Raw genomic sequence first — 22,949 nt, forward strand, 5'->3', positions numbered from 1 at the left:
CTGATTATGACAGAACAAACAACCCTGCAAAATAAACACCTTGACTGGCTCGAAGCTGAGTCGATTTATATTATTCGAGAAGTGATTGCCGAATGTAGCAACCCTGCTTTGCTATTTTCGGGCGGTAAAGATTCGGTGGTGCTTTTGGCATTGGCACGCAAAGCCTTTGCCATCGAAGGACGAGACATTGAACTGCCGTTCCCACTTGTGCATATCGATACAGGGCATAACTATCCAGAAGTGATTGCCTTCCGTGATGAACAAGTCAAAAAATTAAATGCTCGCTTGGTGGTGGGTCATGTTGAAGATTCGATTGCCAAAGGCACGGTCGTTTTGCGTAAAGAAACCGATTCACGCAATGGTGCTCAAGCCGTCACTTTGCTTGAAACCATTGCCGAGCATAAATTTGATGCTTTGATGGGTGGTGCAAGACGAGATGAAGAAAAAGCCCGTGCCAAAGAGCGTATTTTCTCTTTCCGTGATGAATTTGGACAATGGGACCCGAAAGCCCAACGCCCAGAATTATGGTCATTGTACAATGCCAAACACCATAAAGGCGAAAATATGCGTGTTTTCCCAATTTCAAACTGGACAGAATTAGACATCTGGCAATATATCGCCCGTGAAAACTTAGAATTACCATCGATTTACTATGCACATGAACGTGAAGTTGTGGCAAAAAATGGCTTACTTGTGCCTGTGACCCCATTAACGCCAAAAGGTGCTGATGATGTCAGCGAAATTCGCTCAGTGCGTTTCCGTACGGTTGGTGATATTTCATGTACTTGTCCTGTTGCAAGTACGGCAAGCACCCCAGAAGAAATTATTGCTGAAACTGCTGTGGTTGAAATCTCTGAACGCAGTGCCACTCGCCTTGATGACCAAGTCAGCGAAGCGGCGATGGAAGAACGCAAGAAACAGGGTTATTTCTAAATTGCCTGCCAAATGACTTGACCGAGATTAAACAGAATTAAAAAGGATAACAAGATGTCAAATTTAAATCAATATGCACCATTACGCTTTATTACTGCAGGTAGCGTGGATGATGGTAAAAGTACGCTCATTGGGCGCCTGCTATACGATAGCAAGGCATTATTGACCGACCAACTCAATAACCTTGCTAAAACCAAAAATCAATCTGAAGTGATTGACTTCTCTGTGTTAACTGATGGCTTAGAAGCCGAACGAGAGCAAGGCATTACCATTGATGTGGCGTATCGCTACTTTTCAACGGCAAAACGCAAATTTATCATCGCTGATACGCCAGGGCATGAACAATATACCCGCAACATGGTAACAGGGGCATCAACTGCTCATGCGGCGGTGGTTTTACTTGACGCATCACAAATTGATTTTAGTCAAGAACCCGTCCAATTATTACCACAAACCAAACGCCATTCAGCCATTTTAAAACATTTACGCTGCCCACACGTACTGGTGGCGGTCAATAAAATGGATTTACTTGGCTTTAGTGAAGATAAATTTAATGCCATTGTCCGTGCTTACGAAACTTTAGCGGAACAATTAGGCTTAAATGATGTACGATTTATCCCAATTTCAGCGTTAAATGGTGATAATATCGTCCACGAGAGTGATAATACACCGTGGTATCAAGGCGGTGCATTGCTCGGTATTTTAGAAGATTTACCGACAGGCGAATTTGTCCAAGAAGATAAAGCGAATTTCCATTTCCCTGTACAATTTGTTCTGCGTGCAGATGGTGATAAACAAGATGATTTCCGTGGTTATCAAGGGCGTATTGAAGCAGGTCAAGTGGCTGTTGGCGATGAAATTCGTGTTGAGCCATCAGGTCGTGTGAGCACCGTGAGCGAAATTATCAGTCCAAATGGGATTGTACAATCTGCCAGCAGTGGTGAACAAGTTACCATTCGCCTTGCCGATGACATCGACATTTCTCGTGGTGATACGCTGATCTCAAGCCATTCAAAGAGTATGCCAACCAAAGAAATTAAAGCGACTTTATGCTGGTTTGATAGCCGTGCGTTAAACCCTGTACGCAAATATTTATTAAAACACACCACGCAAACTGTGTTTGCCAAAGTCGATAGCATTGACCATGTGTGGGACGTACATACTTTAAGCAACTTTAGTGATAAAGATACTTTAAATATGAATGACTTAGGTGAAGTTACTTTACGCCTACAAAAGCCAATTTTAGCGACACCATATGCCGAAAATACAGCAACAGGGTCATTTATTTTGATTGATGAAGCAACCTACCATACCGTTGCAGGCGGTATGATTCTACAAAATGATAGCGAAGATGATGATTGGTAATCTACCAAAGTCATCATCATGGCAAAAAAGTCGGCAGGGTGTCGGCTTTTTGCTTTTTTGGGTGAATTATTTTAAAATTCTCTCATCATCCGATTCATACTAGGTATCATCATGAACGCATCTGCCATGACCATTCATCTGCCTGTCACTGCCCTTGCTGGGGTGGGATCAGCCTTGGCAAATCGCTTGGCAGAGCTTGGGATTTATCGCATTTTTGATATGCTGATGCACTTGCCACGAGATTATGAAGATCGCAGCCGTATCGTGCCGATCGGCGAGCTTGAGCATGGGATGAGTGCGTTGGTGTCAGGGACGGTGACTTGGGTCGAAAAAAACAAAACTGGTCTGTCGGTGACTTTGGAGGATAAGACTGGGCTTGTGGTGCTCAGGTTTTTTAAGACTTATGCCAGTCTGCTATCGACGATGGAAGTGGGGGCGAAAATCACCGCTTTTGGTGAGGTGAAGATCAGTCGTTTTGGTACGCAGATGTCGCATCCTGAGTATCACATCACAGGCAGCAAGTCCTTTGAGACCGGGCTGTTACCCATTTATCCTGCAGTCAAAGGACTGCATCAAAATAAGCTGCGCCAACTGGTGCGATTGGCACTACAAGCCGTGAGCCGTGAGGGCATCAGCTGTCTGTCGGATGATGAGCTGCGTGCGGTGGGCGTGGGGCTGTCGGGCGATTTGTTGCCTGCTTTGCATCAGATTCATTTGCCCAAGCAAGATGCGGATATTTTTGGGCAGACAGCACTGCTAAACGGACTCAAAGACCGCTCACACCCTGCGTGTCGGCGTATCATCATCGAGGAGCTGGTGGCGCATCAGCTGAGTTTCTTATTTCGTCGTAATAATGTCTATCATCACAAAGCGCCAAAATGCCAGAGTCATAGCCCGTTGGCACAGAGTCTGGCAGGCAGTTTGCCGTTTGCACTCACAGGCGCACAGCAGCGAGTGATCGGTGAAGCGGTGGCGGATATGGCGACATCGCAGCCGATGCTCAGGCTCATCCAAGGTGATGTCGGTGCGGGCAAGACTTTGGTGGCGGCGATGACGGCGTGCTATGCGCTTGATAGCGGTTGGCAGGTGGCGGTGATGGCACCGACGGAGATTTTGGCCGAACAGCATTTGATGAATTTTAAAAAATGGTTTGAGCCACTGGGTATCGGTGTCGGTTGGCTTGCTGGTAAGCAAACCGCCAAAGAGCGAGCGGCCGCCCTTGAACAAGTGGCAAATAACGATGTGCAAGTGGTGGTGGGGACGCACGCACTGTTTTCAGATACGGTGGTTTTTGCCAAGCTTGGGCTGGTGATTATTGACGAACAGCATCGCTTTGGGGTGGAGCAGCGGCTCAAGCTGACCAATAAAGGCGTCGCAGGTGGCACACCGCATCAGCTGACCATGACAGCGACACCGATTCCTAGAACGCTTGCCATGAGTATGTATGGCGATATGGATGTGTCGGTGATTGACGAGCTGCCGCCCAATCGTACGCCGATTACCACTGTGACCATCAATCGTGATCGCCGTGATGAAGTCATCGAGCGTATCCGCGAAAACTGCAAACAGGGCAAGCAAGCCTACTGGGTCTGTCCACTGGTCGAAGAGTCAAGCGTCTTGGACGCGCAGTCGGCAGAGCTGTTGTATCAGGATTTGACCGATAGGCTAGATATCCGCACAGGGCTTGTGCACGGCAAGATGAAACCTGTGGATAAGCAAGCGGTGATGATGGCGTTCAAACAGGGTGACATCGATCTGCTTGTCGCGACGACAGTCATCGAAGTGGGTGTGGATGTGCCAAATGCGTCATTGATGGTGATCGAAAATGCCGAACGACTCGGCTTATCTCAGCTACATCAGCTGCGTGGGCGTGTCGGTCGTGGTAGTGCCAAGAGCTTCTGCGTGCTACTGTACCAAGCGCCATTATCACCGACAGGGATCGAAAGGCTCAATGTCCTGCGTGATAGCACCGATGGCTTTGTCATCGCCCAAAAAGACCTTGAGCTGCGTGGGGCAGGCGAGCTACTGGGCAAGCGACAAACAGGCGATATGGGCTACTATCTGGCAGACATCGTGCGTGATGAAGTGCTGCTTGAGGCGGCAGGCAAAATCGCGCATCGCTTGATTGCTGATGGTGCACAGATTGACAAGGCAGCGCGGATTATGCAGACTTGGATTCCATCTGCCCAAGAATATGTGAATGTGTGATTTTTTATAAAGTCGTTAGGGTGTTTTGGCTTTAGATGAGTGAAATTTTAACCTGTTGGATTAACTTTAAAAACCAAATAATATCAATAAGTTATAACAAATAACCGTAACTTCTCCCAACTTATCCACTGTTAAATGGATGTAATAACCATGCCAATCCTTTATGAAAAACCGATGCTTGAGATTGACCCCAAGGTGATTTGGCGGCTCAATGACAGCGAGATTTTCACACTGCATCGGCAATATCTACAAAGCGTGCTACCGATGCTCAGTACTGATGATGTCGCATGGATCAGCGCGTCATTTTCCATCGAGCGGCTGCCTGCCAAGCATTATTGGGCGAGTGCAGGGCAGAGCATTGATAAGCTGGGTTTTATTTTATCTGGATTGTGTAAATTATCTTATCAAATGCCTGATGGTAGCGAGATCAATGTGCAGTTCATAGCAGAGCAGGACGCGGTGGGGGATTTTATGGCGGTGTTCAAGGATTTGCCGACCAAATACAATATGCAGACCATTGAGCCGAGCATTTTGATGATTTTGGATAAGGCGCATTTTGAAGCGTGCTGTGATAAATATCCTGATTTTTTGCGCTATGTGCATGGGCAGACGATGGCACTGTTGTTCAGACATATCGAGAGAACGGAGAGTTTTTTGATCGCGGATAATACCGCGCGTTATTTAAGTTTTATCAAAGATAATCCCAAGCTTGTCGAGCGGCTGTCTTTGGCAGATCTGAGCTCATATCTTGGTATGACGCGCCAAAGTATCACCCGTATCCGAAAAAATCTGGGACTGACCCAAAAATCGACTGACAGGTAGTGGCGATGACCAAATTGCAAGACAATTCTCAAAACAGCTTTCAAAACGATTTTCAAGATAAATTTCACAAAAACAACAGCACCGATCAATCAGTTTGGGCGGTGTTTTTGAAACTTGGCTTGACAAGTTTTGGCGGTCCTGTGGCGCATTTGGGCTATTTTCGCGAAGAGTTCGTCGCGCGCAGACGGTGGCTGAGCGAAGCGTACTATGCCGAGATTGTTGCTTTGTGCCAGTTTTTGCCCGGCCCTGCCAGTAGCCAAGTGGGTATCGCCATTGGGCTGACTCGCGCAGGTTATTTGGGTGCGCGTGCGGCATGGCTTGGCTTTACCTTGCCATCAGCGGCGGTGCTTGCTTTATTTGCCTTTGGTGTGGCGACGCACGCAGATCTGCTTGGGGTAGGCGTGCTGCATGGGCTGAAGCTTGCGTCGGTGGCGGTGGTCGCGCAGGCCGTGTGGGGAATGTCGCGGCAGCTGTGCACGACGGTGCAGACGCTGTCACTGGCGGTGCTGAGTGCGTGTGCGCTACTGCTGATGCCTGTGGCGTGGCTGCAGTTTGTGGTGATTGGGCTTGGGGCGGTGCTTGGCATGGCGTTTTTGCGGCCGGTGATGGCGCAGACGCATGAGACGATGACGGCGCCTGTCAGTCGGTCGGCAGGTGCGGTGTGGCTGATGATCTTTGCTGCTTTGCTTGTGCTGTTGCCGATGTTGGTGCAGGCGTTCGATGTGTCACTACTTGCGATGTTTGATAGCTTTTATCGGACGGGGGCGTTCGTCTTTGGCGGGGGTCATGTGGTGCTGCCGCTACTACAGTCAGAAGTGGTGGGCGCAGGGCTTGTGGATAATAGCACCTTTTTGGCAGGCTATGGCGCGACGCAGGCAGTACCCGGCCCGCTGTTTACTTTTGCCAGCTTTTTGGGCGCAGCAGTCTCAGGCGTGACAGGAGCTGTGGTGGCGACGGTAGCGATTTTCTTATCATCGTTTCTGCTGGTGTTTGGTGCGTTGCCATTTTGGCAGACGATTCGCCATCATGCTCGGGCGCGTGCGGCATTGATGGGTGTGAATGCGTGTGTGGTGGGGATTTTGCTTGCGGCGCTGTATCAGCCGATTTGGACGAGTGCGGTGGCGACGGCGGCGGATTTTGCAGTGGTGATTGTGGCGATGACAGCACTGATGGCGTGGTGTGTGCCGCCGTGGGCGGTGGTGGTGCTGTGTGGTGTGGTCGGTGCGTTATGGTGATGGGCTGGGTTGATAAAATTTAGCGATGTCAGTTAATTGGATAAAAATCTTATCATGACATCAATTTTTCCTAAGATTTTTCTTCAAATTTATCTGACTTTATCAAACTGCCAATGGCTTAATAACCCAGTTTTCCAAAATTCATTTATAGTTACTTAACTCCAAAATGCACCACGATTGGGTTTTCGTTCGTGGTGAGCTTGTCGAACCATGATGAAAAACCATTGCCCTTCGACAAGCTCAGAGCGAACGGTTATGGCGATTTTTGAAGTTAAATCACTATATTACACCAATTATAAATCGTGACTACATAGTGACACAAATGTGTCATCAGCACGTCGCCAAAATACAGTATAATAAGCTATTTTAAATCATAAGATGGTGGCAAGAACATGACAGCATCATATAAAAACCCCCAATTTGCTTGGTGGCAGCCTGTGCTCGCCGTCGCGCTACTTGCAGCAGGCGTGCTGATCGGGCGTGGCAGTACCGCACCTGAGACGACATCGCCACAGGATGCGCCGCAGGCTGAGCAGTCCCAAGCGGTGGTGATGGCGGTCGAAGCAGTGACGCCTGAGATGACGCAGGTTGAGCATAGCTTGGATGCCAATGGGCTGATCGCTGCAGTCGATACGGCAGAAGTGAGCGGTCAGCTGACAGGTGTCACCATCGATCAGGTGCTGGTTGAAGAAGGGGATCGCGTGCGCGCAGGACAGGTGCTTGCTGTGCTTGATACGCGTACGCTTCAGCAGCAGACGCGTGCTGCTGAAGCAGAGCTGACCACCGCACAAGCCGCTGAAGCTCGCGCCGCTGCTGATCTTGCGCGTACAGAGCCGCTACTTGCCATCGATGCCATCAGCCACCAAGAGATCGACGCCTATCGCACGGCGCTTACCCAAGCCAAAGCCAATGTCGCTGCCGCCGAAGCCAATCTGATCACCGCGCGCACTCGACAGCAAGACGGCAATGTCACCGCCCCTGTCGATGGCATCATCAGTGCCAAAAATGCCCAAGTCGGTACGCAAGTCGCAGGCGCGCCGCTATTTAGCATCATCAAAAATGGTACACTAGAATGGCAAGCGCAAGTCGCGCCGATTGAAGCATCACGCATCCAAATCGGACAAACCGCGCATCTTACCATCGGTGATCGCATCATCGCAGGGCGTGTCACGCGCCTAAGCCCTGTGGCGAATGACAGCCGCGACATGACTGTCCATGTGCGCCTGCCTAATGATGGCGCGCTGTCAGCAGGAATGTATCAATCGGGCAAATTCATCTTCGGTGCGCAGACTGTCAGCGCCGTGCCGATCAGCGCACTGATGACGAGCGATGGCTATGACTATGTATGGCGTCTGACCCCTGTGGCAGATGGTCGCTACCAAGTTAAGCGCGAGCCGATCACCATCCTTGCCCAAAAGGACAATAAAATCGCTGCCAATCTGCCTGATGATGCGCTGATCGTCGCAAGTAGTGTTAGTTTCTTAAATGACAATGATCTGGTGACGGTGGCAAGCATTAACGGCGAAACCACCCCTGTGCCGACCGCAGCACAATAGGGGGTGTGATGAATTTTTCTGCCTATTCGATCAAAAATCCACTGGTCGCCATCTTATTTTTCAGCTTATTTACCTTGCTTGGGATTTTCGGCTTTCATCAGATGAAAGTGCAGCAGTTTCCCGATATTGACCTACCGGGGGTGGTGACGACCATTACCTTACCAGGGGCGACACCTGATCAGCTTGAGAGCGACATCGCCAAAAAAGTCGAAAACAAAATCACCAACATCGAAGGGGTGAAAAATATCCGCACCACGCTACAGACTGGGGTGGTGACGATTTTTACCGAGTTTGAATTAGAAAAACCCAATGATGAAGCACTAGATGATGTGCGCTCAGCGGTGAGTGAAGTACAAGGCGATCTGCCTGCCGCTGCCAATCCGCCGATCGTCTCAAAAGTCTCGACCGCAGGATTTCCTGTGGTGACTTATTCGGTGCGTGCTGATAATATGAGCGATAGCGAGCTGTCGTGGTTCGTTGATGATACCTTGACCAAGCGGCTATCAGACATCACAGGCGTCGGCAGTGTCGCGCGCGTGGGCGGTGTGGAGCGGCAGATTTTGGTGCAGCCCAAGCCTGATTTATTGGCGAGCTTATCGATGCCGATCAGCAGCTTATCGCAGCAGATTTTTGCCAAGTGGCAAGACGCAGCAGGTGGTGAATCGAAGATCGGCAACCAAAACCAAACCATCCGCGTACTTGGCTCAGGCACACGCGTCAGTGATTTGAATGATTTACAAATCACCACACCGACAGGCACAGCGGTGCGACTAGACAGCCTTGCGAGCATCGAAGATGGCCATGCTGACATCACATCGATGGCGCTACTGGCAGGCGAGCCTGTGGTGGCGTTTAATATCACGCGTGCTAAGGGTGCTGGTGAAGTGGAAGTGGTCGCCGCTGTCGATGCTGCCATCGCCGAGCTACAGACGCAGATGCCGACAGTGCATATTGACAAAATCGTCGATTATGCCGCGCCGATCGAAGAAAATTATCACGCCACCATGCGTATGCTGATCGAAGGCTGTATTTTGGCGGTGATCGTGGTCTTTGTGTTCTTACGAGATTGGCGTGCGACTTTCGTTGCAGCGACGGCGTTGCCATTGTCGATCATTCCGACATTTTTTATCATGCATCTGTTCGGCTTTAGCCTGAATATGATTTCGCTGCTTGCGCTGACTTTGGTCATCGGTGTGCTTGTCGATGATGCCATCGTTGAGATTGAGAATATCGTGCGGCATCTGAATATGGGCAAAACTCCGATGCAAGCAGCAATGGAAGCGGCTGATGAGATTGGGCTTGCGGTGATTGCCACGACTTTTACTTTGATCGCGGTGTTTTTGCCGACAGCATTTATGAGCGGGATTGTCGGGCAGTTTTTCAGTCAATTTGGCTGGACGGCGGTGATTGCGATTTTTATGTCGCTTTTGGTCGCGCGGCTTTTGACACCAATGATGGCGGCGTATTTGCTTAAGCCAAGTAAACATGAAGAAAAACCTGCAGGCAAAATCATGCAACGCTACCTAAATGCCGTACGCTGGACGCTCAAGCACCGCGCGCTGACGGTGTTTGCGGCGTTGGCGTTTTTTGTGGGATCGTTAAGCTTGGCAAGCCTGTTGCCATCGGCGTTCATTCCGCCTGATGAGATGAATCAGACGCAGGTGACGATTGAGCTGACTCCTGATGCTACCATCGATGATACGCTGCGTATCAGTCAAATGGCACTTGCCAAGGTCGAAGCCATCGATGGCGTGGATAGTGTGCTTTTGACCATCGGACAGGGGCAAAGCACGGGCGACCCAAGCAGTATGCGTGGTGGTTCGGTGAATGTGGCGACGCTGGAAGTGAAGCTGGTTAATCGCACAGAACGCGCTACCAAGACCGTGATCGAAAATCAGATCAATCAAGCGCTACTGACCGTGCCGTCTGCGCGCTTTAATGTCGGCATCTCCACAGGTGGCAGCGAGACAGGCTATGGCTTTTCGGTGACGAGCAGTGATAATAAGCTGCTTGAGCAGACGGTACAAGAGATCATGCAGCAGGTGCGCGCCTTGCCAAGTGTTGCCAATGTTATCAATAACCGCGCCTTGCCGCGCCCAGAGCTGTCGATCACGCCCAATGAGCTTGCGATGGCGGATAAAGGCGTGACCACGCGCGATCTGGCGGATGTATTGAGAGTGGCGACGATGGGCGATTATGATCAAGCCTTGCCGAAGCTGAATCTAGACACGCGCCAAATCCCGATCGTGATTCGTCTTAATGATCAGCACAAAAAAAGCCTGACTGAACTTGCCAATCTGTATGTGCCAAACAGCAAAGGGCAAGCGGTGCAAGTCAAAGATGTTGCATCGCTGAGCTTCGGCACAGGTGAGTCGTCGGTCAGTCGCCTAAATCGTGAACGCGCGATCAAGATCACCGTGCTACCTGCTGGCGGCGAACTTGGCAGTCTGATGGCAGATGTCAAGGCGACACCGATCATGAGCGCACTGCCTGCCGGTGTGAATATCATTGATGAAGGGCAGGCGGAGAATATGGCGGAGCTATTCACAGGCTTTGTGATGGCGATGAGTGTGGGGGTATTTTGTATCTTTGCGGTGCTGATGCTGTTGTTCCACCGTGTGCTGCAGCCTTTGACCATCTTGATGGCGCTGCCGCTGTCGATCGGTGGGGCGTTCGTGGGCTTATTATTGACTGGCAGTAGTATGTCGATGCCTGCGATGATTGGCTTTATTCTGTTGATGGGGATTGCGACCAAAAACTCGATTTTGCTCGTTGATTATGCCATCATTGCCCAAGACGAACACGGCTTATCGCGCCTAGATGCCATCATCGATGCCTGCCGTAAGCGCGCACAGCCGATCATCATGACCACCATCGCGATGGGTGCGGGGATGCTGCCTTTGATTATTGGCTTTGGCGGTGTCGATTCGACCTTCAGCCGTCCGATGGCGGTGGCGGTGCTAGGCGGCTTGATCACATCGACGCTATTAAGCCTTGTGGTGATTCCTGTGTTTTATACGCTGATGGATGATTTGGGTAGGGTGTTTCAGAGAAAATCTGCGGCATAATCTTAATTTATCCATTTTGCAAGTAATTTTTGTGTAAGTAAACTTCATAAAAATACACGAATTTTATTATCCAAACCGATGCCATTGGTGCTATACTGATGGCATCGGTTTTTTAATCGGATCATTCAACAACAATAACAACACAAGAAAATCATCATGACTACGATTACTAAAGTCACCAATTATAACGAACTGACCCAAGCCATCGACAATCGCGCCGCGCACATCGCCATTACGCGCAGCTTTTTGGCACTAGATTCAGTGACGCTGCGTACAAGATGGCGCGGTGACGCCGATTCGCTGATCTGTATGACGGATAGATGGCACGATCAAGACCGCTCAATGATTTGGGCGGTTTTTATTTGGCGATTTTTATTGATATGTTGATCATTGAATGATTAAAAATAAGGCAATCAAGATCTGTGCAACCGATGAAAATTGGTACAAGACACTTGTAATAGCACACCAAAAACATCAGTTGTCATGACTGATTTTGTAGCGAAATATGTCAAATTGTGTAAATCTTGAGCAATCACGCAACAAAATAGCAAGTTTTGTCTTGCTAAATTTACAAACAAGGAGTATTATGTCCAAGGCTGATGTCTATTATACCAATTGTAACTACATCATTGAAAAATCATCAGCGATCGAACAAGAATTAAAAACAACAATACCGAGGTCTATCATGTTAAAAAAAGCACTTGCTGCCTTCGTGGGCGCGACCCTGTCACTATCAGCCATGGCTGCTTCAGATACTGGCACACCGCTTGATCACACTCCTTATCTTAACCGTGAGACGCTGCCTGACTTCACTGGTGCGATGTGTGATACTTATGCTCCGACTTTGGTACACATCAAGGATAACATCTATCGCCATACCAATGGCGGTGGTTTGGCTGTACACAGTGGTCTTGTGATGATCACTAAAGAAGGCGCGCTGGTGGTGGATAGTGGTGCGACCTGTGCAGCTGAATGGCTGAACAAAGAGATCAAGACGCGTTTTGGCGTACCTGTCAAATATGTGATCCAAACGCACGCACACGCTGACCACATCACAGGCACTCAAGTGTTTAAAGATGCTGGTGCGATCGTTGTAGCGAACAAGCGCGCGGTTGAGCCGATCGTTGGTGAGAAACTGCCTGTACCAGTGCCTGATAAAGTGTTTGATAAAGACATGGAAATCGAGCTTGGCGGCGAAAAAGTCTTGCTACATCATGTATCACCAAGCCACTCTGACAGCATGGTGATGGTACTATTCCCACGCCAAAAAGCACTACAATGTACCGATGTTTGCGAAAGCAAATCAATGCCATACAATGACTTCCTAGACTTTTACTACACTGGTTGGATCGATACGCTAAACTGGGTACTAGAACAAGATGTCGAAGTGATCGATGTTGGCCACTACAGCCCAGCGACCAAAAAAGACCAACAAGCACTGCGCGATTATATGGTTGATCTGCATCAGCAAGTGCTGGATCTGACTCGCCAAGGTCAATCATGGGATCAGCTGTATCGCAATGTGAAGTTTAGCCCAGAAGTCCAAAGCTGGATTGGCTTTGATACCATGCGCATTCCAAATACTTTGGGTATGTATCGTTGGGTATCAAACCACCGCCGTGGTAACTGGTAATTGATTGACAATCACCCCAAAGCAAAACTGCTCAGAAGATTTCTGGGCAGTTTTTTATTGATGAAATAAAAGCATCGAATTGGCAGTTGTTTTGTCAATTATTAAAAAATGGCGGTAGGGTGATTTTATATATTAGGGGTCGGTAGTTGAAGCTTGATTTTATAAATCATGATGTCAAATGAGCAGTCCATAGGGTGCGTTATACGCACCAATAAGATATGTGATGTATAAATTTTCCAAAGATATTTGTAAAATTTATCATAAATCAAATATTGATGCGCATTGGTGTGATTGGCACGAATGCTACACCCGCCTAAACGACAAACAATAAAAAACTGGCACAGAATTCTGTGCCAGTTTTTATGCTTGTAGCGTGGGCTAATTAGCCTTTTGCGACATTGAAGCGAGCATTTTCACCGACGATGTCGATGTAGCTTGCGTCTAGGTCTGACAGCTTGCCTGCGCCTGCTAGCAGCATGGCAGTTTTGGTGTCGTTGGCTAGCCATTCTAGAGCTGATTGTACACCTTCAGCGCCACCCATCGCCAGTGCATATAGCATTGGGCGACCGACCATTACGGCAGTTGCACCCATCGCGATGGCGCGTACCACATCGATACCGCGACGCACGCCGCCGTCTAGTAGTACAGGCACGCGACCGTTCACTGCTTTGGCGATTGCAGGCAGTGCAGTCATGCTGGCAGGTACGCCGTCGATTTGGCGACCGCCGTGGTTCGATACTTGGATCGCGTCTGCGCCTGCATTGACGAAGCGCACCGCATCATCAGCGCGTAGGACGCCTTTGACGATGACAGGCAGACCTGTGAATTCTTTGATGAATTTGATGGTTTCAGGTGTTAGGTCGGTTTTTTGGGCAAAGAAATCACCGCTGCCGCCGCGTTTTGGATCGTGGTTGCCGAATGGCAGGTCAGTACGGAATGGGCGACCTAGCGCGATGAAGGCATCTGATTGACCTGGACCAAGCGCATCAGCGGTCAGCACGATGGCGGTAAAGCCTGCTTTTTTGGCGCGAGTCAGTAGTGAGCGTGTTACTTGCTCGTCTTTATTGTAGTATAGTTGGAACCATTTTGGGCCAGTGGTCGCTGCTGCAATTTCTTCTAGTGATGCGTGTGATGCACCTGATGAGCAGTATAGCGTACCTGCAAGACCAGCACCCTTAGCGGTCAAGACTTCTTTGCCTTCATGTACCATGCCGTGTACGCCCATTGGTGTGACCATGATTGGCATTGGTAGGTCGTGACCCAGTAGTTTGGTTGAGATGTTGATGTCTGATGCCGACAGTCCGACTAGGCGTTTTGATGCGATGCGATAATCATCGAATGAACGGCGGTTCTCGCGCAAGGTCCATTCATCGCCTGCTGCGCCAGAGACGAAAGTATAGCCCGCTTGCGGGATGACTTTTTTGGCTTGGTCTTCTAGCAGGTTGAAGTTTACGACATTGATTTTGCCTTCACGCGTGCTTGCGCCGTATGCGGTGGCGGCAAATTTTGGAATGGCAGCAGCAGGGGCGACAGTTTTGGTGACGCCATCTGCAGCAAAGGCAGTTTTGCTCATTAATGGCAGGGCGGCAAGACTGATACCAGTTGCGGCAAGCATCTTGCGGCGAGATAGAGAAACGGTTGGTTCTGCTTGTTCTGTGGTGTTGTGATTATCCATTGTTATTCTCCTGATTGGTCATAGTACTAATTATTGAATGATAACGGTATTTATAATGGTAAGTTATCGTAATATATAATATACCGATTGTGTAAGATATGCAATATCTGTAAATTAATTATGTTTATAATATTATTATGCGAATTTGGCATCAATCGCCCAAAAACGCTGCTATCTTATTGTTGTCATTGGGTGGAGATTTCAAGGGTTTTTTGTTAAATATTTTGTATTTTTGTGCCAAGTTATTTTGCCATAGCCAAATATCGCTGGTGTAGTGGTGCAAGCTGTGCGTATAAAGTAGGCAGATCTTGGCTGTTATCCACGATATCTGCACCAAGCTTGGTAGCAAGCTTTAGGCGTTCATCGCGGCTGATTTGCTTATCGATGATGGCTTGAATCTGCACGATGGCATTATCATCACGGCGGCTTGCGCGCTCAAGCTGCACAACGACAGGCACATCGACGATGAGCAGATGATCGCACAGCTCAAGCAGATTGGGCGTACTGTGGCGACCTTCAAGCAGCAGCGGCACGGACAAGATAGCATAAGGCGATGTCGCGCGCGCAAGCTCATCGATGATCGCACGGCGGATGGCAGGATGAATGATGGCATTGAGCCGCGCCAACTCATCATCACGCCCAAAGATATAAGCACGCATGGCAGCGCGGTCATAATTGCCATCATTATCGACGACCCAGTCACCGAAGGCGTGTCTGAGTGTGTCAAGTAGCGGGCTGCCTTTTGCTGTTAGGTGATGGGCGATGACATCAGCATCGATGACATCCATGCCTTGGGTGGTGAAATAATCACTCACCGCTGTCTTGCCGCTGCCGATACCGCCTGTTAGTCCGACGATGAATTTTGACATTACTTTCCCCTTATTATTTAAATTGTCATTTAAATTGCCATTTAAAATAACGACACATACCATGTCATCATAGATTTGCCAAATAATAACGCCACCACCGCACCGATGGCAAGATATGGCCCGAAAGCAAACGGCGCGTGCCCATGCTTAACGCTGTGAATGATACCGACCACCACGCCTATCAAGGCTGCAATCAGTAACACCAAGGGCAGCTGCCATACGCCCAAATACGCACCGATGGCGGCAAATAGCTTAGCGTCCCCCAGACCCATACCATCATGACCGCGCAGCAGTTTATAAATCACATTAACCAGCCACAGCGCACCAAAACCTGCCACCACCCCAAAGATCGCATCGCTTGGCGTGGTGAAAATCCCAAAGCCATTGGCAGCCAAGCCAATCATCCCAAGCGGCAGCACCAAGCGATCGGGTAGAATCTGCATCCGCCAGTCAATCCCTGATAAAGCGATCAATAGCCACACAAACACCAAACCAAGCGCGCCTTGTAAACCAAGATCTAAGCGCAGCACAACCAGTACGCTTAAGATGGCGGTGATCAGCTCAAGAGCAGGGTACCGCCAAGCGATCGGCGCATAACAAGCACGACAACGCCCGCGCAGCAGCACAAAGCTGAGTACAGGCAGATTATCAAACCAAGCAATCGGCGTATGACAAGTCGGACACTGCGAACGCGGATGCGACATTGATACAGGCAAGGGCGTGGCAAAGTGCTGTTTGACATCGTCTTTGGTGGTACTTGACAGGGCAGATTGTGCAATGAAATCTTGCGCGTCTTGTTGCCATTGCCACTGCATGATGATCGGCAAGCGATGAATGACAACGCTCAAAAAACTGCCAATGCACAGCCCAAGCACACCAATAAATACCAAATAAATCATCACAAGCCCGCTCCCAGATTAAACAGTGGCAGATACATCGCCAACACCAAACCACCGATCAATACTCCCAGCACCACGATCATCACAGGCTCGATCATGCCAGTAATGGTGCTGACTTTGGCGTGGATTTGTTGTTCGTGATAATCAGCGACTTTCTCAAGCATGGGCACAAGCTTGCCTGAGCTTTCGCCGACGCCGATCATCTGCACGCTCATCGGTGAGAACAGATCGGTATTTTTGATCGCGGCAAATAAGCTGTGACCACTGTGGATTTGGCTGATGATTTGTTCGGTTGCGCTAATAAAAATAGGATGATCGGTGGCGCGTGCTGCTAGGCTTAGGGCTTGTGGCAAGGGTACGCCTGCGCCAAAAGTCGTCGATAAAGTGCGTGCAAATCGTGCGCTGCCAACCAAGCGAATCAGCGCGCCGATGACAGGCAGGCGCAGGGAGAACACAGCCCATCGATGGCGCAAGGCGGCAGATCGTTGATAAGCTGTCACACCAATGACGATAACGCCGATGATGCTCATAAAAATGAGCCAAAAATAACTTTGTAAAAACTGTGATAAGCCAAGCACGATGCGTGTCGGTAAAGGCAAAGTTTCACCCATTGATGCAAAAGTCATGGCAAAGCTTGGCACAACTTTTAATAATAAAATCGCCATCACCACCAGTGCAACGATCAGCACGATCAACGGATAGCGCACAGCTTGCTTGACGGTGGCTCTAAGGGTGGCTTGCTGTTCGCTATAGGTAGCTAGGCGATCAAGCATGACATCGAGCGCACCTGATTTTTCGCCGGCATCGATCAGTGGATAGGCAAGTGCACCAAACACAGGCGGTGCATTGTCGATGGCAGCGGCAAAACTATACCCTGTTTCGATGTCGGTTTTTAGCTTGGTCAGATAAGCTGCCAAGGCGGTGCTGTTGGTGGTTTGCTTGGCGATGTCCAGTGCTTGAGTGAGCACCAGTCCTGAGCTGATCAGCGTGGCAAGTGTTCTTAATCCAAGCAAAGCATCAGCAGGGCGTACGCGCGATTTTCGCCACGATACGCGCACCGCTGCAGGCTTGAGCGTGATTTGTGCTAAGCCTTGCTTGTGCAGCATGACTTTGGCGAGTGCAAGATTTGCCGCGCTGATCTCGCCTGTAACAGCTTTGCCGCGCGCGTTGATGGCTTTATAACTAAAGCGCTGTGTTGGACTTTGAGATGATGGTTTCATGCGATCAGTCCGATGTCGCGCGGTGCATTTCAGTCAAGCTTGTGATGCCTGCCATGACAGCGGCGATTCCTGATTGGCGCAAGCTGATATTACCTGCTTGGCGATTGGCATGATCAATGACATCGCTGTCAGCACGATCAAAAATCAACTTTCGAATATTGGGCGTGATCGGCAGCAGCTCAAAGATACCCACGCGCCCACGATAGCCATCACGGCAGCGATGGCAGCCCACAGGCTCGTACAGCTGATGGGTGCGTGAGATGTCATCATCACCAAAGCCTGCTTCACGCAGCACCTGTGGCGGTAGTACTACCGCGCGCTTGCAGTCATCACACAGCCGCCGCGCTAGGCGTTGGGCGATGATGAGATTGACGCCACTGGCAAGTTGAAAGCTTGGCACGCCCATACTGCCAAGACGCGTCAAGGTGGCAGCGGCAGAATTGGTATGCAGGGTCGATAGCACCAAATGCCCTGTTTGTGCTGCCTTGATCGCGATCTCAGCCGTCTCGGTATCGCGAATTTCACCGACCATGATCACATCAGGATCTTGGCGTAAGAACGCGCGTAATAAGTCGGCAAAATCCAAGCCGATTTTTGGATTGATGTTAGTCTGGTTAATGCCGTCAAGATTGATTTCCACAGGATCTTCAGCGGTCAAGATATTATTATCGCCACGGTTTAATAACCCAAGCGCGGTATAGAGCGAGATGGTCTTGCCGCTGCCTGTCGGACCTGTGATCAAAATCATGCCTTGGGGCTTGTGCAGGGCGTCGGTGAACTGCTGTTTTTGTGTGGCATTAAGCCCTAGCGCGTCCATGCCGATGAGCGTCTGCGCTGAGTCCAAGATTCGTAAGACGACTTTTTCACCGAATAAAGTAGGCAAAGTACTGACGCGAAAATCCACCGATTTATGTTCAGATAAGCGAAATTTGATACGCCCATCTTGGGGTTTGCGTCGCTCGGCGATGTCCAAATGCGCCATGACTTTAAGCCGCGTGGTGATTTTACCCGCTTGACTTTTGGGTGGTGTATTGACACTGCTCATCACGCCATCGATGCGATAGCGCACGCGAAAGCTGTTTTCATATGGCTCAAAATGAATGTCAGATGCGCCCAGTTGCACCGCGTCGGCTAGGATTTTTTGGACAAATTGTACCGTCGGCGCATCAACGATGGGATCGTCTTCGATGTCTTCATCATCCAGATGTTCATCGAGCACCACGGGCGCGCCCAGACTCAGCTTATCAAGATGTCGCGACAATTTGTCAGCTTCAACCAGTACTGGCGTGACATTCAGATGTGTGTGAAAGCGAATAGACTGAATGGCATCGCGGTCAGTCGGATCGCTCATGGCAAGGGTCAGCGTGCTATTATCCTTGCTAAGTGGCAAGACGCGATGGCGCGCAATGAGCTTAGGATCGATCAGCGTGCCAGCATCGCGCGTATCATGACGATCCAAATCGACAAGTGGCATATTGAGCAGTATCGCCATCGTATCACCAAGCAGCTTTGGGCTGACAAGCTGTGCATTGATTACAGCATCTGTCCATGGGGTAGAGTTGGCATATGCATCAGTCATGATGGTGGTGAGCGCGTCAGCATCACAACCAAGCTGTGATAACTGTGCAATGAGTCGATGATGAAACGCGGTCAGCATGACGACGATCCTTAAGAAAAAACAACAACAGTTACAAAAATAGCAAATTTTTTATCCAAATACCACAAAATATTTTTGGCATTATCAGAATTTGGGTTATAATATCGTGTTCACAGTGCGCATTTGAGCGTATCACAGTTTTATTTTGATATTCTGATTAAAAAATTTGACACGGACATCGATATGGCAAAATATGTCATCGGCAATTGGAAATTAAACCCAGCAAGCTTAGCAGAAGCTAAGGCATTGGCAAACGCGCTTAAAGACAGCCTTGATATGGATACTGTCAAGCTTGGCTGTGCGCCAAGTTTTGTGCATTTGCCTGTGGTGGCAGATGTATTGGCAGACTCGCCATTGTGGGTGGGTGCGCAGGATTTATCCGCCAAGACAGGTGTGACAGGTGCATTCACGGGTGATATTTCTGCAGCGCAAATCATCGACGCTGGGGCAAAATTCGTCATCCTAGGGCATTCAGAACGCCGCCAATATCATGGCGAAGACAATGCCATCTTAAGCGAAAAAATCAAGCAAGCGATGGCTGCTGATTTGGCAATTGTGCTGTGTATCGGCGAGACCAAGGACGACTACCAAAGCGGTCAAACCTTGCAAGTGTTGGATGCGCAGCTGTCGGTCTTGGATGGTTTGGGCGTCCCTGCCAAATCGCTGATCATCGCCTATGAGCCTGTGTGGGCGATCGGCACAGGACTGACACCGACGGTTGAAGAAGTGGTGGCGGTGCATCGCCATATCCAAGCGAAATTGGCAGAAAAAGACTTGCCAAATATCTGCGTACTGTATGGTGGCAGTGTCAATGCGGATAATGCCAAAGATTTTGCCGCTGCTGATGAAGTGGGCGGTGCGCTTGTGGGCGGTGCCAGCCTAAAAGCCGACAGCTTTGCGGTGATTGCAGCAGCATTTGCCACAAGTGCGTGATTTTAAATTTATTGATCAGTAACTGGTAAGTTTACCAAAGAGTTTTTTATGCTATTTAACATTCTATTAGCCGTTCATATTATCGTTGCCATTGTGATGATTGGATTTATCTTGATTCAGCATGGCAAGGGTGCGGATGCAGGTGCATCATTTGGTGCAGGCGCATCGGGTACGGTATTTGGTGCGGCAGGTTCGGCGAACTTTTTGACGCGTACCACGGCGGTTTTGGCGACGATTTTTTTCATCACAAGCCTTGCTTTGGCGCATTTTGCCCAAAAACAAGCGGCAGATCAGCTGCGTCTGGATGTGCCGGCGGTGAGTAGCACACCAGCACCAACATCGACCACGCCAGCCCAAGGCAACAACTGAGCGTCATTGCGTAAATTCGCCAAAGCACTTGCGCTCGGCGGCTTTTTTGGGTAGAATACGCCCAAGTTTGCGATCGTGGTGGAATTGGTAGACACGCCATCTTGAGGGGGTGGTGCTTCACGGCGTGAGGGTTCAAGTCCCTCCGATCGCACCAAATTCGACTGATAAGTCATTGAAATATATAAAAAATTAGCAAGCCTTGCAGTTGTGTGTACCACTCAGTGTGCCATAAATGCAAGGCTTGTTTTATTCCTAGGATGCTTCATTTATCACAATTCGTAACTTTGACTACGCCCAGATGCTTCAGATTTTTTCAAAATTCCTTTATCAATCAAATCATTAATATCTCTTAAGGCGGTATCGTGAGACACTTTGGTGATACTCGCCCATTTTTTTTACTGGTCAAGTTGCTATAGAAATTACCGAATAGCTTATTAATCATCAGAATTTGCCGTTGATTTAATATAGTGTCATGATGAGCGTGCCAGAACTTGGCTTGACCCATGATTTTTTGTAGCATTTCCAATGACTTAATCAGACTGTTTTCTAGACTTGATAAAAACCAAATAAGCCAATCATTGACTGATGCGATGCCATTTTGGGTGTGTTCTAGAATTTGGTAATATTCATTTCGACAGGCTAAAATCTGTGCCGACATGCTATAAAATCGCTGTTTGCTATCATCGCTCTTGGCAAGCATACGCTCAGTGATAGCTCGTGTCAGTCGCCCATTGCCATCATCAAAAGGGTGTAAAGTGACAAACCACAAATGAGCAAGTCCAGCTTTAATGGTTAGGTCAAGTGTGGCATCTTCATCATTATACCATGCCAAAAACTTAACCATCTCATCGGGCAATCTCTCAGTTTTGGGGGCTTCAAAATGCACTTTTGTGCGGCCATAGCCCCCTGATACTACTTGCATGACGCCATTGCTATCATCGCGAAATGCACCTGTTTTGATATTATATAAGCCACTTGTGCCCGTCGGAAAAAGTGCTTTATGCCAACGAAACAGCTCATCAAGAGTTAGTGGTTTGTCATAATCATAGCTTGCCTTCAGCATCATCTCAACAATGACATCAATCTCTCGGCTTGGTGCAACCAAGTTGCTATATAGGTGTTCAATTCCAAGCTGGCGCGCCACAGAGGAGCGCACTTGCTCGGTATTTAAAATCTCGCCTTCAATTTCAGAGGTTTTTACCACTTCTAGACTTAGTGTCTCAAGCTGCATTTGCAATGGCAAATCAAACCCAAGACTGTGAATTTACCCAAGTAGTCTGCCTTGTAGTAGGCGTATGCGAGCGACGATGGGCAACAAGGTGGCATTGTCAATTTGTTAATTTGTCCAATTGTCATATTCGTAGATGCATAAAGATTGCGTCATAGTTAGCTAGAAAAAATAGATTTTGCGTTGATTGTAGCATATATTTGACGCATAATTTGCGTAGAAAATTCAGTTTTTTGTACGCTTGGATGAGTTAATGAAAGGTTTTTTTTGCTTACTAAATTGTCTTCAAGTATTAATTTTCACCAAATTCCAAAAAATCTCATCAAAAAAGCTTGACATTGAAAAAATTTGCCGTATAATAGGCAACCTAAATTGATGCGGGGTGGAGCAGTCTGGTAGCTCGTCGGGCTCATAACCCGAAGGTCGTTGGTTCAAATCCAGCCCCCGCTACCACTTTTTAAAATCCTAAGAAAGGCTTTGATAATCAAGTTGATTGAGATAAGTTCTTAGGTAGTTTGACAAAACAGTCAAGCTGTCGGCTGGTATTATGATCGCCCACCAACCTGAGTGTTTTGTGGGCTTTTTTGTATCTGTCGTTGTCCATCTTTGGGTGCTTGCACTTATGATGGCGAATGATGTGCCGATAGGCTTATTGAATTTTTTTAGGAATTAACATTCAATCATGAAACCATCAAGCAAAATTGCTGAATTAACCGAGTTAATCGCCCCTGCAGTTGCCGCCTGTGGCGTGGATCTGTGGGGTATTGAGTTCATGCCCCAAGGACGAAAGTCGCTGTTGCGCATTTATATTGAGACCCTGCCAGAAGATCGCGCGCGCGGCGTGCATGTGACCATCGAAGACTGTTCAGCGGTCAATCACCAAGTCTCAGGCGTGCTTGATGTTCATGATCCGATCGCAGGCGAGTATGTGCTGGAAGTGTCAAGCCCTGGCTTTGACCGTCCGCTATTTACCCGTGAGCAAGTGGCAGAATATGTCGGTGAGATTGTAAACTTACGCTTAATTCACGCCATCGGTACAGGCGATGCCAAACGCCGTAAAGTGGTGGGTCGCTTGACAGAAGTTGGCAGCGATACGATGAAAGTCGTTACCGAAGATAAGCTTGAGTTTGACATTGCTTTTGATAGTGTGGATAAAGCGCATTTGGTTTATGAAGATTAATCAAGCTTATAAATGGCATTGCTTTGCCAGTTTTATCATAAGCTTTATCCGTATAATCTGATACAAAATTTCTTATAGATTTGTAATTATTATTAACAA

At 48.6% G+C, this 22,949-nt stretch carries 18 protein-coding genes and 2 tRNA genes; 14 read left to right on the top strand and 6 right to left on the bottom strand.

What is annotated here, in order from left to right; translation table 11 throughout:
• Positions 1 to 6: 6 nt before the first annotated feature.
• The 9 genes from cysD (at position 7) to NKU06_RS05235 (ending at position 12,820) form a co-directional block, all read left to right on the top strand.
• On the top strand, positions 7 to 933 hold the full coding sequence (gene cysD / locus NKU06_RS05195; protein ID WP_078318238.1) for a sulfate adenylyltransferase subunit CysD: 927 nt from the start codon (positions 7 to 9) through the stop codon (positions 931 to 933).
• A gap of 54 nt (positions 934 to 987) precedes the next feature.
• A complete protein-coding gene (locus NKU06_RS05200) occupies positions 988 to 2,298 on the top strand; it encodes a sulfate adenylyltransferase subunit 1 (RefSeq protein WP_254729247.1) in 1,311 nt (436 codons plus the stop codon).
• 111 nt (positions 2,299 to 2,409) lie between these two features.
• Positions 2,410 to 4,506 (top strand): ATP-dependent DNA helicase RecG, encoded by a 2,097-nt coding sequence (gene recG / locus NKU06_RS05205; protein WP_254729249.1) that lies wholly within the window; start codon positions 2,410 to 2,412, stop codon positions 4,504 to 4,506.
• 150 nt (positions 4,507 to 4,656) lie between these two features.
• Positions 4,657 to 5,328, top strand: a complete 672-nt coding sequence (locus NKU06_RS05210) for a Crp/Fnr family transcriptional regulator (RefSeq protein WP_253224454.1) — start codon at positions 4,657 to 4,659, stop codon at positions 5,326 to 5,328.
• 5 nt (positions 5,329 to 5,333) lie between these two features.
• Positions 5,334 to 6,563, top strand: coding sequence for a chromate efflux transporter (chrA, locus tag NKU06_RS05215; RefSeq protein WP_254729251.1), 1,230 nt, complete (start codon positions 5,334 to 5,336; stop codon positions 6,561 to 6,563).
• Between the two features lie 392 nt (positions 6,564 to 6,955).
• Positions 6,956 to 8,119: an efflux RND transporter periplasmic adaptor subunit gene (locus NKU06_RS05220; protein ID WP_254729253.1), complete on the top strand. Its 1,164-nt coding sequence runs from the start codon at positions 6,956 to 6,958 to the stop codon at positions 8,117 to 8,119.
• A gap of 8 nt (positions 8,120 to 8,127) precedes the next feature.
• Positions 8,128 to 11,187, top strand: a complete 3,060-nt coding sequence (locus tag NKU06_RS05225; RefSeq protein WP_254729255.1) for an efflux RND transporter permease subunit — start codon at positions 8,128 to 8,130, stop codon at positions 11,185 to 11,187.
• 156 nt (positions 11,188 to 11,343) lie between these two features.
• Positions 11,344 to 11,574 carry a hypothetical protein gene (locus NKU06_RS05230; protein WP_254729257.1) on the top strand — a complete coding sequence of 77 codons (231 nt, stop codon included), beginning with the start codon at positions 11,344 to 11,346 and terminating at the stop codon, positions 11,572 to 11,574.
• A 298-nt stretch (positions 11,575 to 11,872) separates the two neighbouring features.
• A complete protein-coding gene (locus NKU06_RS05235; RefSeq protein ID WP_253224449.1) occupies positions 11,873 to 12,820 on the top strand; it encodes an MBL fold metallo-hydrolase in 948 nt (315 codons plus the stop codon).
• Positions 12,821 to 13,202: 382 nt separating this feature from the next.
• On the opposite strand, the gene NKU06_RS05240 is transcribed toward NKU06_RS05235, so the two are convergent.
• The 5 genes from NKU06_RS05240 to pilB form a co-directional block, all read right to left on the bottom strand.
• On the bottom strand, positions 13,203 to 14,495 hold the full coding sequence (locus NKU06_RS05240) for an alpha-hydroxy-acid oxidizing protein (protein ID WP_254729260.1): 1,293 nt from the start codon (positions 14,493 to 14,495) through the stop codon (positions 13,203 to 13,205).
• 242 nt (positions 14,496 to 14,737) lie between these two features.
• Positions 14,738 to 15,364 (bottom strand): dephospho-CoA kinase, encoded by a 627-nt coding sequence (gene coaE / locus NKU06_RS05245; protein ID WP_254729262.1) that lies wholly within the window; start codon positions 15,362 to 15,364, stop codon positions 14,738 to 14,740.
• 41 nt (positions 15,365 to 15,405) lie between these two features.
• Complete coding sequence (locus NKU06_RS05250) at positions 15,406 to 16,263, bottom strand: A24 family peptidase (protein WP_254732157.1); 858 nt, start codon at positions 16,261 to 16,263, stop codon at positions 15,406 to 15,408.
• Positions 16,263 to 17,483, bottom strand: coding sequence for a type II secretion system F family protein (locus tag NKU06_RS05255; RefSeq protein ID WP_254729264.1), 1,221 nt, complete (start codon positions 17,481 to 17,483; stop codon positions 16,263 to 16,265). Before NKU06_RS05255 ends, NKU06_RS05250 begins: the two co-directional genes overlap by 1 nt.
• 4 nt (positions 17,484 to 17,487) lie before the next feature.
• Complete coding sequence (gene pilB / locus NKU06_RS05260; protein WP_254729267.1) at positions 17,488 to 19,140, bottom strand: type IV-A pilus assembly ATPase PilB; 1,653 nt, start codon at positions 19,138 to 19,140, stop codon at positions 17,488 to 17,490.
• A gap of 177 nt (positions 19,141 to 19,317) precedes the next feature.
• On the opposite strand from pilB, the gene tpiA reads away from it, so the two are divergent.
• The 3 genes from tpiA to NKU06_RS05275 all read left to right on the top strand — a co-directional run bounded on the left by tpiA (position 19,318) and on the right by NKU06_RS05275 (position 20,596).
• Complete coding sequence (gene tpiA, locus NKU06_RS05265; RefSeq protein ID WP_254732159.1) at positions 19,318 to 20,073, top strand: triose-phosphate isomerase; 756 nt, start codon at positions 19,318 to 19,320, stop codon at positions 20,071 to 20,073.
• Between the two features lie 48 nt (positions 20,074 to 20,121).
• Positions 20,122 to 20,442 carry a preprotein translocase subunit SecG gene (gene secG / locus NKU06_RS05270; RefSeq protein WP_254729269.1) on the top strand — a complete coding sequence of 107 codons (321 nt, stop codon included), beginning with the start codon at positions 20,122 to 20,124 and terminating at the stop codon, positions 20,440 to 20,442.
• Positions 20,443 to 20,511: 69 nt separating this feature from the next.
• Positions 20,512 to 20,596: transfer RNA gene (locus tag NKU06_RS05275), tRNA-Leu, on the top strand.
• A gap of 195 nt (positions 20,597 to 20,791) precedes the next feature.
• On the opposite strand, the gene NKU06_RS05280 is transcribed toward NKU06_RS05275, so the two are convergent.
• Positions 20,792 to 21,685, bottom strand: a complete 894-nt coding sequence (locus NKU06_RS05280; protein WP_254729272.1) for a Fic family protein — start codon at positions 21,683 to 21,685, stop codon at positions 20,792 to 20,794.
• Positions 21,686 to 22,046: 361 nt separating this feature from the next.
• Between NKU06_RS05280 and NKU06_RS05285 the strand changes: the two genes are divergently transcribed.
• Both NKU06_RS05285 and rimP read left to right on the top strand, forming a co-directional pair.
• Positions 22,047 to 22,123 (top strand) — tRNA-Met (locus tag NKU06_RS05285).
• A gap of 229 nt (positions 22,124 to 22,352) precedes the next feature.
• Positions 22,353 to 22,850, top strand: a complete 498-nt coding sequence (gene rimP / locus NKU06_RS05290) for a ribosome maturation factor RimP (RefSeq protein WP_253224441.1) — start codon at positions 22,353 to 22,355, stop codon at positions 22,848 to 22,850.
• Positions 22,851 to 22,949 lie beyond the last annotated feature (99 nt).

Origin of the sequence: Moraxella sp. FZLJ2109, assembly GCF_024296965.1 — a bacterium.
In the GTDB taxonomy this organism is placed as follows: domain Bacteria; phylum Pseudomonadota; class Gammaproteobacteria; order Pseudomonadales; family Moraxellaceae; genus Moraxella.

Coding starts and splice junctions, on each gene's coding strand:
- NKU06_RS05210 (WP_253224454.1), top strand. CDS start 4,657: ATGCCAATCCTTTATGAAAAACCGATGCTTGAGATTGACCCCAAGGTG.
- NKU06_RS05250 (WP_254732157.1), bottom strand. CDS start 16,263: ATGATTTATTTGGTATTTATTGGTGTGCTTGGGCTGTGCATTGGCAGT.
- NKU06_RS05230 (WP_254729257.1), top strand. CDS start 11,344: ATGACTACGATTACTAAAGTCACCAATTATAACGAACTGACCCAAGCC.
- chrA (WP_254729251.1), top strand. CDS start 5,334: ATGACCAAATTGCAAGACAATTCTCAAAACAGCTTTCAAAACGATTTT.
- NKU06_RS05255 (WP_254729264.1), bottom strand. CDS start 17,483: ATGAAACCATCATCTCAAAGTCCAACACAGCGCTTTAGTTATAAAGCC.
- coaE (WP_254729262.1), bottom strand. CDS start 15,364: ATGTCAAAATTCATCGTCGGACTAACAGGCGGTATCGGCAGCGGCAAG.
- NKU06_RS05200 (WP_254729247.1), top strand. CDS start 988: ATGTCAAATTTAAATCAATATGCACCATTACGCTTTATTACTGCAGGT.
- NKU06_RS05235 (WP_253224449.1), top strand. CDS start 11,873: ATGTTAAAAAAAGCACTTGCTGCCTTCGTGGGCGCGACCCTGTCACTA.
- NKU06_RS05240 (WP_254729260.1), bottom strand. CDS start 14,495: ATGGATAATCACAACACCACAGAACAAGCAGAACCAACCGTTTCTCTA.
- pilB (WP_254729267.1), bottom strand. CDS start 19,140: ATGCTGACCGCGTTTCATCATCGACTCATTGCACAGTTATCACAGCTT.
- cysD (WP_078318238.1), top strand. CDS start 7: ATGACAGAACAAACAACCCTGCAAAATAAACACCTTGACTGGCTCGAA.
- NKU06_RS05220 (WP_254729253.1), top strand. CDS start 6,956: ATGACAGCATCATATAAAAACCCCCAATTTGCTTGGTGGCAGCCTGTG.
- rimP (WP_253224441.1), top strand. CDS start 22,353: ATGAAACCATCAAGCAAAATTGCTGAATTAACCGAGTTAATCGCCCCT.
- NKU06_RS05225 (WP_254729255.1), top strand. CDS start 8,128: ATGAATTTTTCTGCCTATTCGATCAAAAATCCACTGGTCGCCATCTTA.
- secG (WP_254729269.1), top strand. CDS start 20,122: ATGCTATTTAACATTCTATTAGCCGTTCATATTATCGTTGCCATTGTG.
- recG (WP_254729249.1), top strand. CDS start 2,410: ATGAACGCATCTGCCATGACCATTCATCTGCCTGTCACTGCCCTTGCT.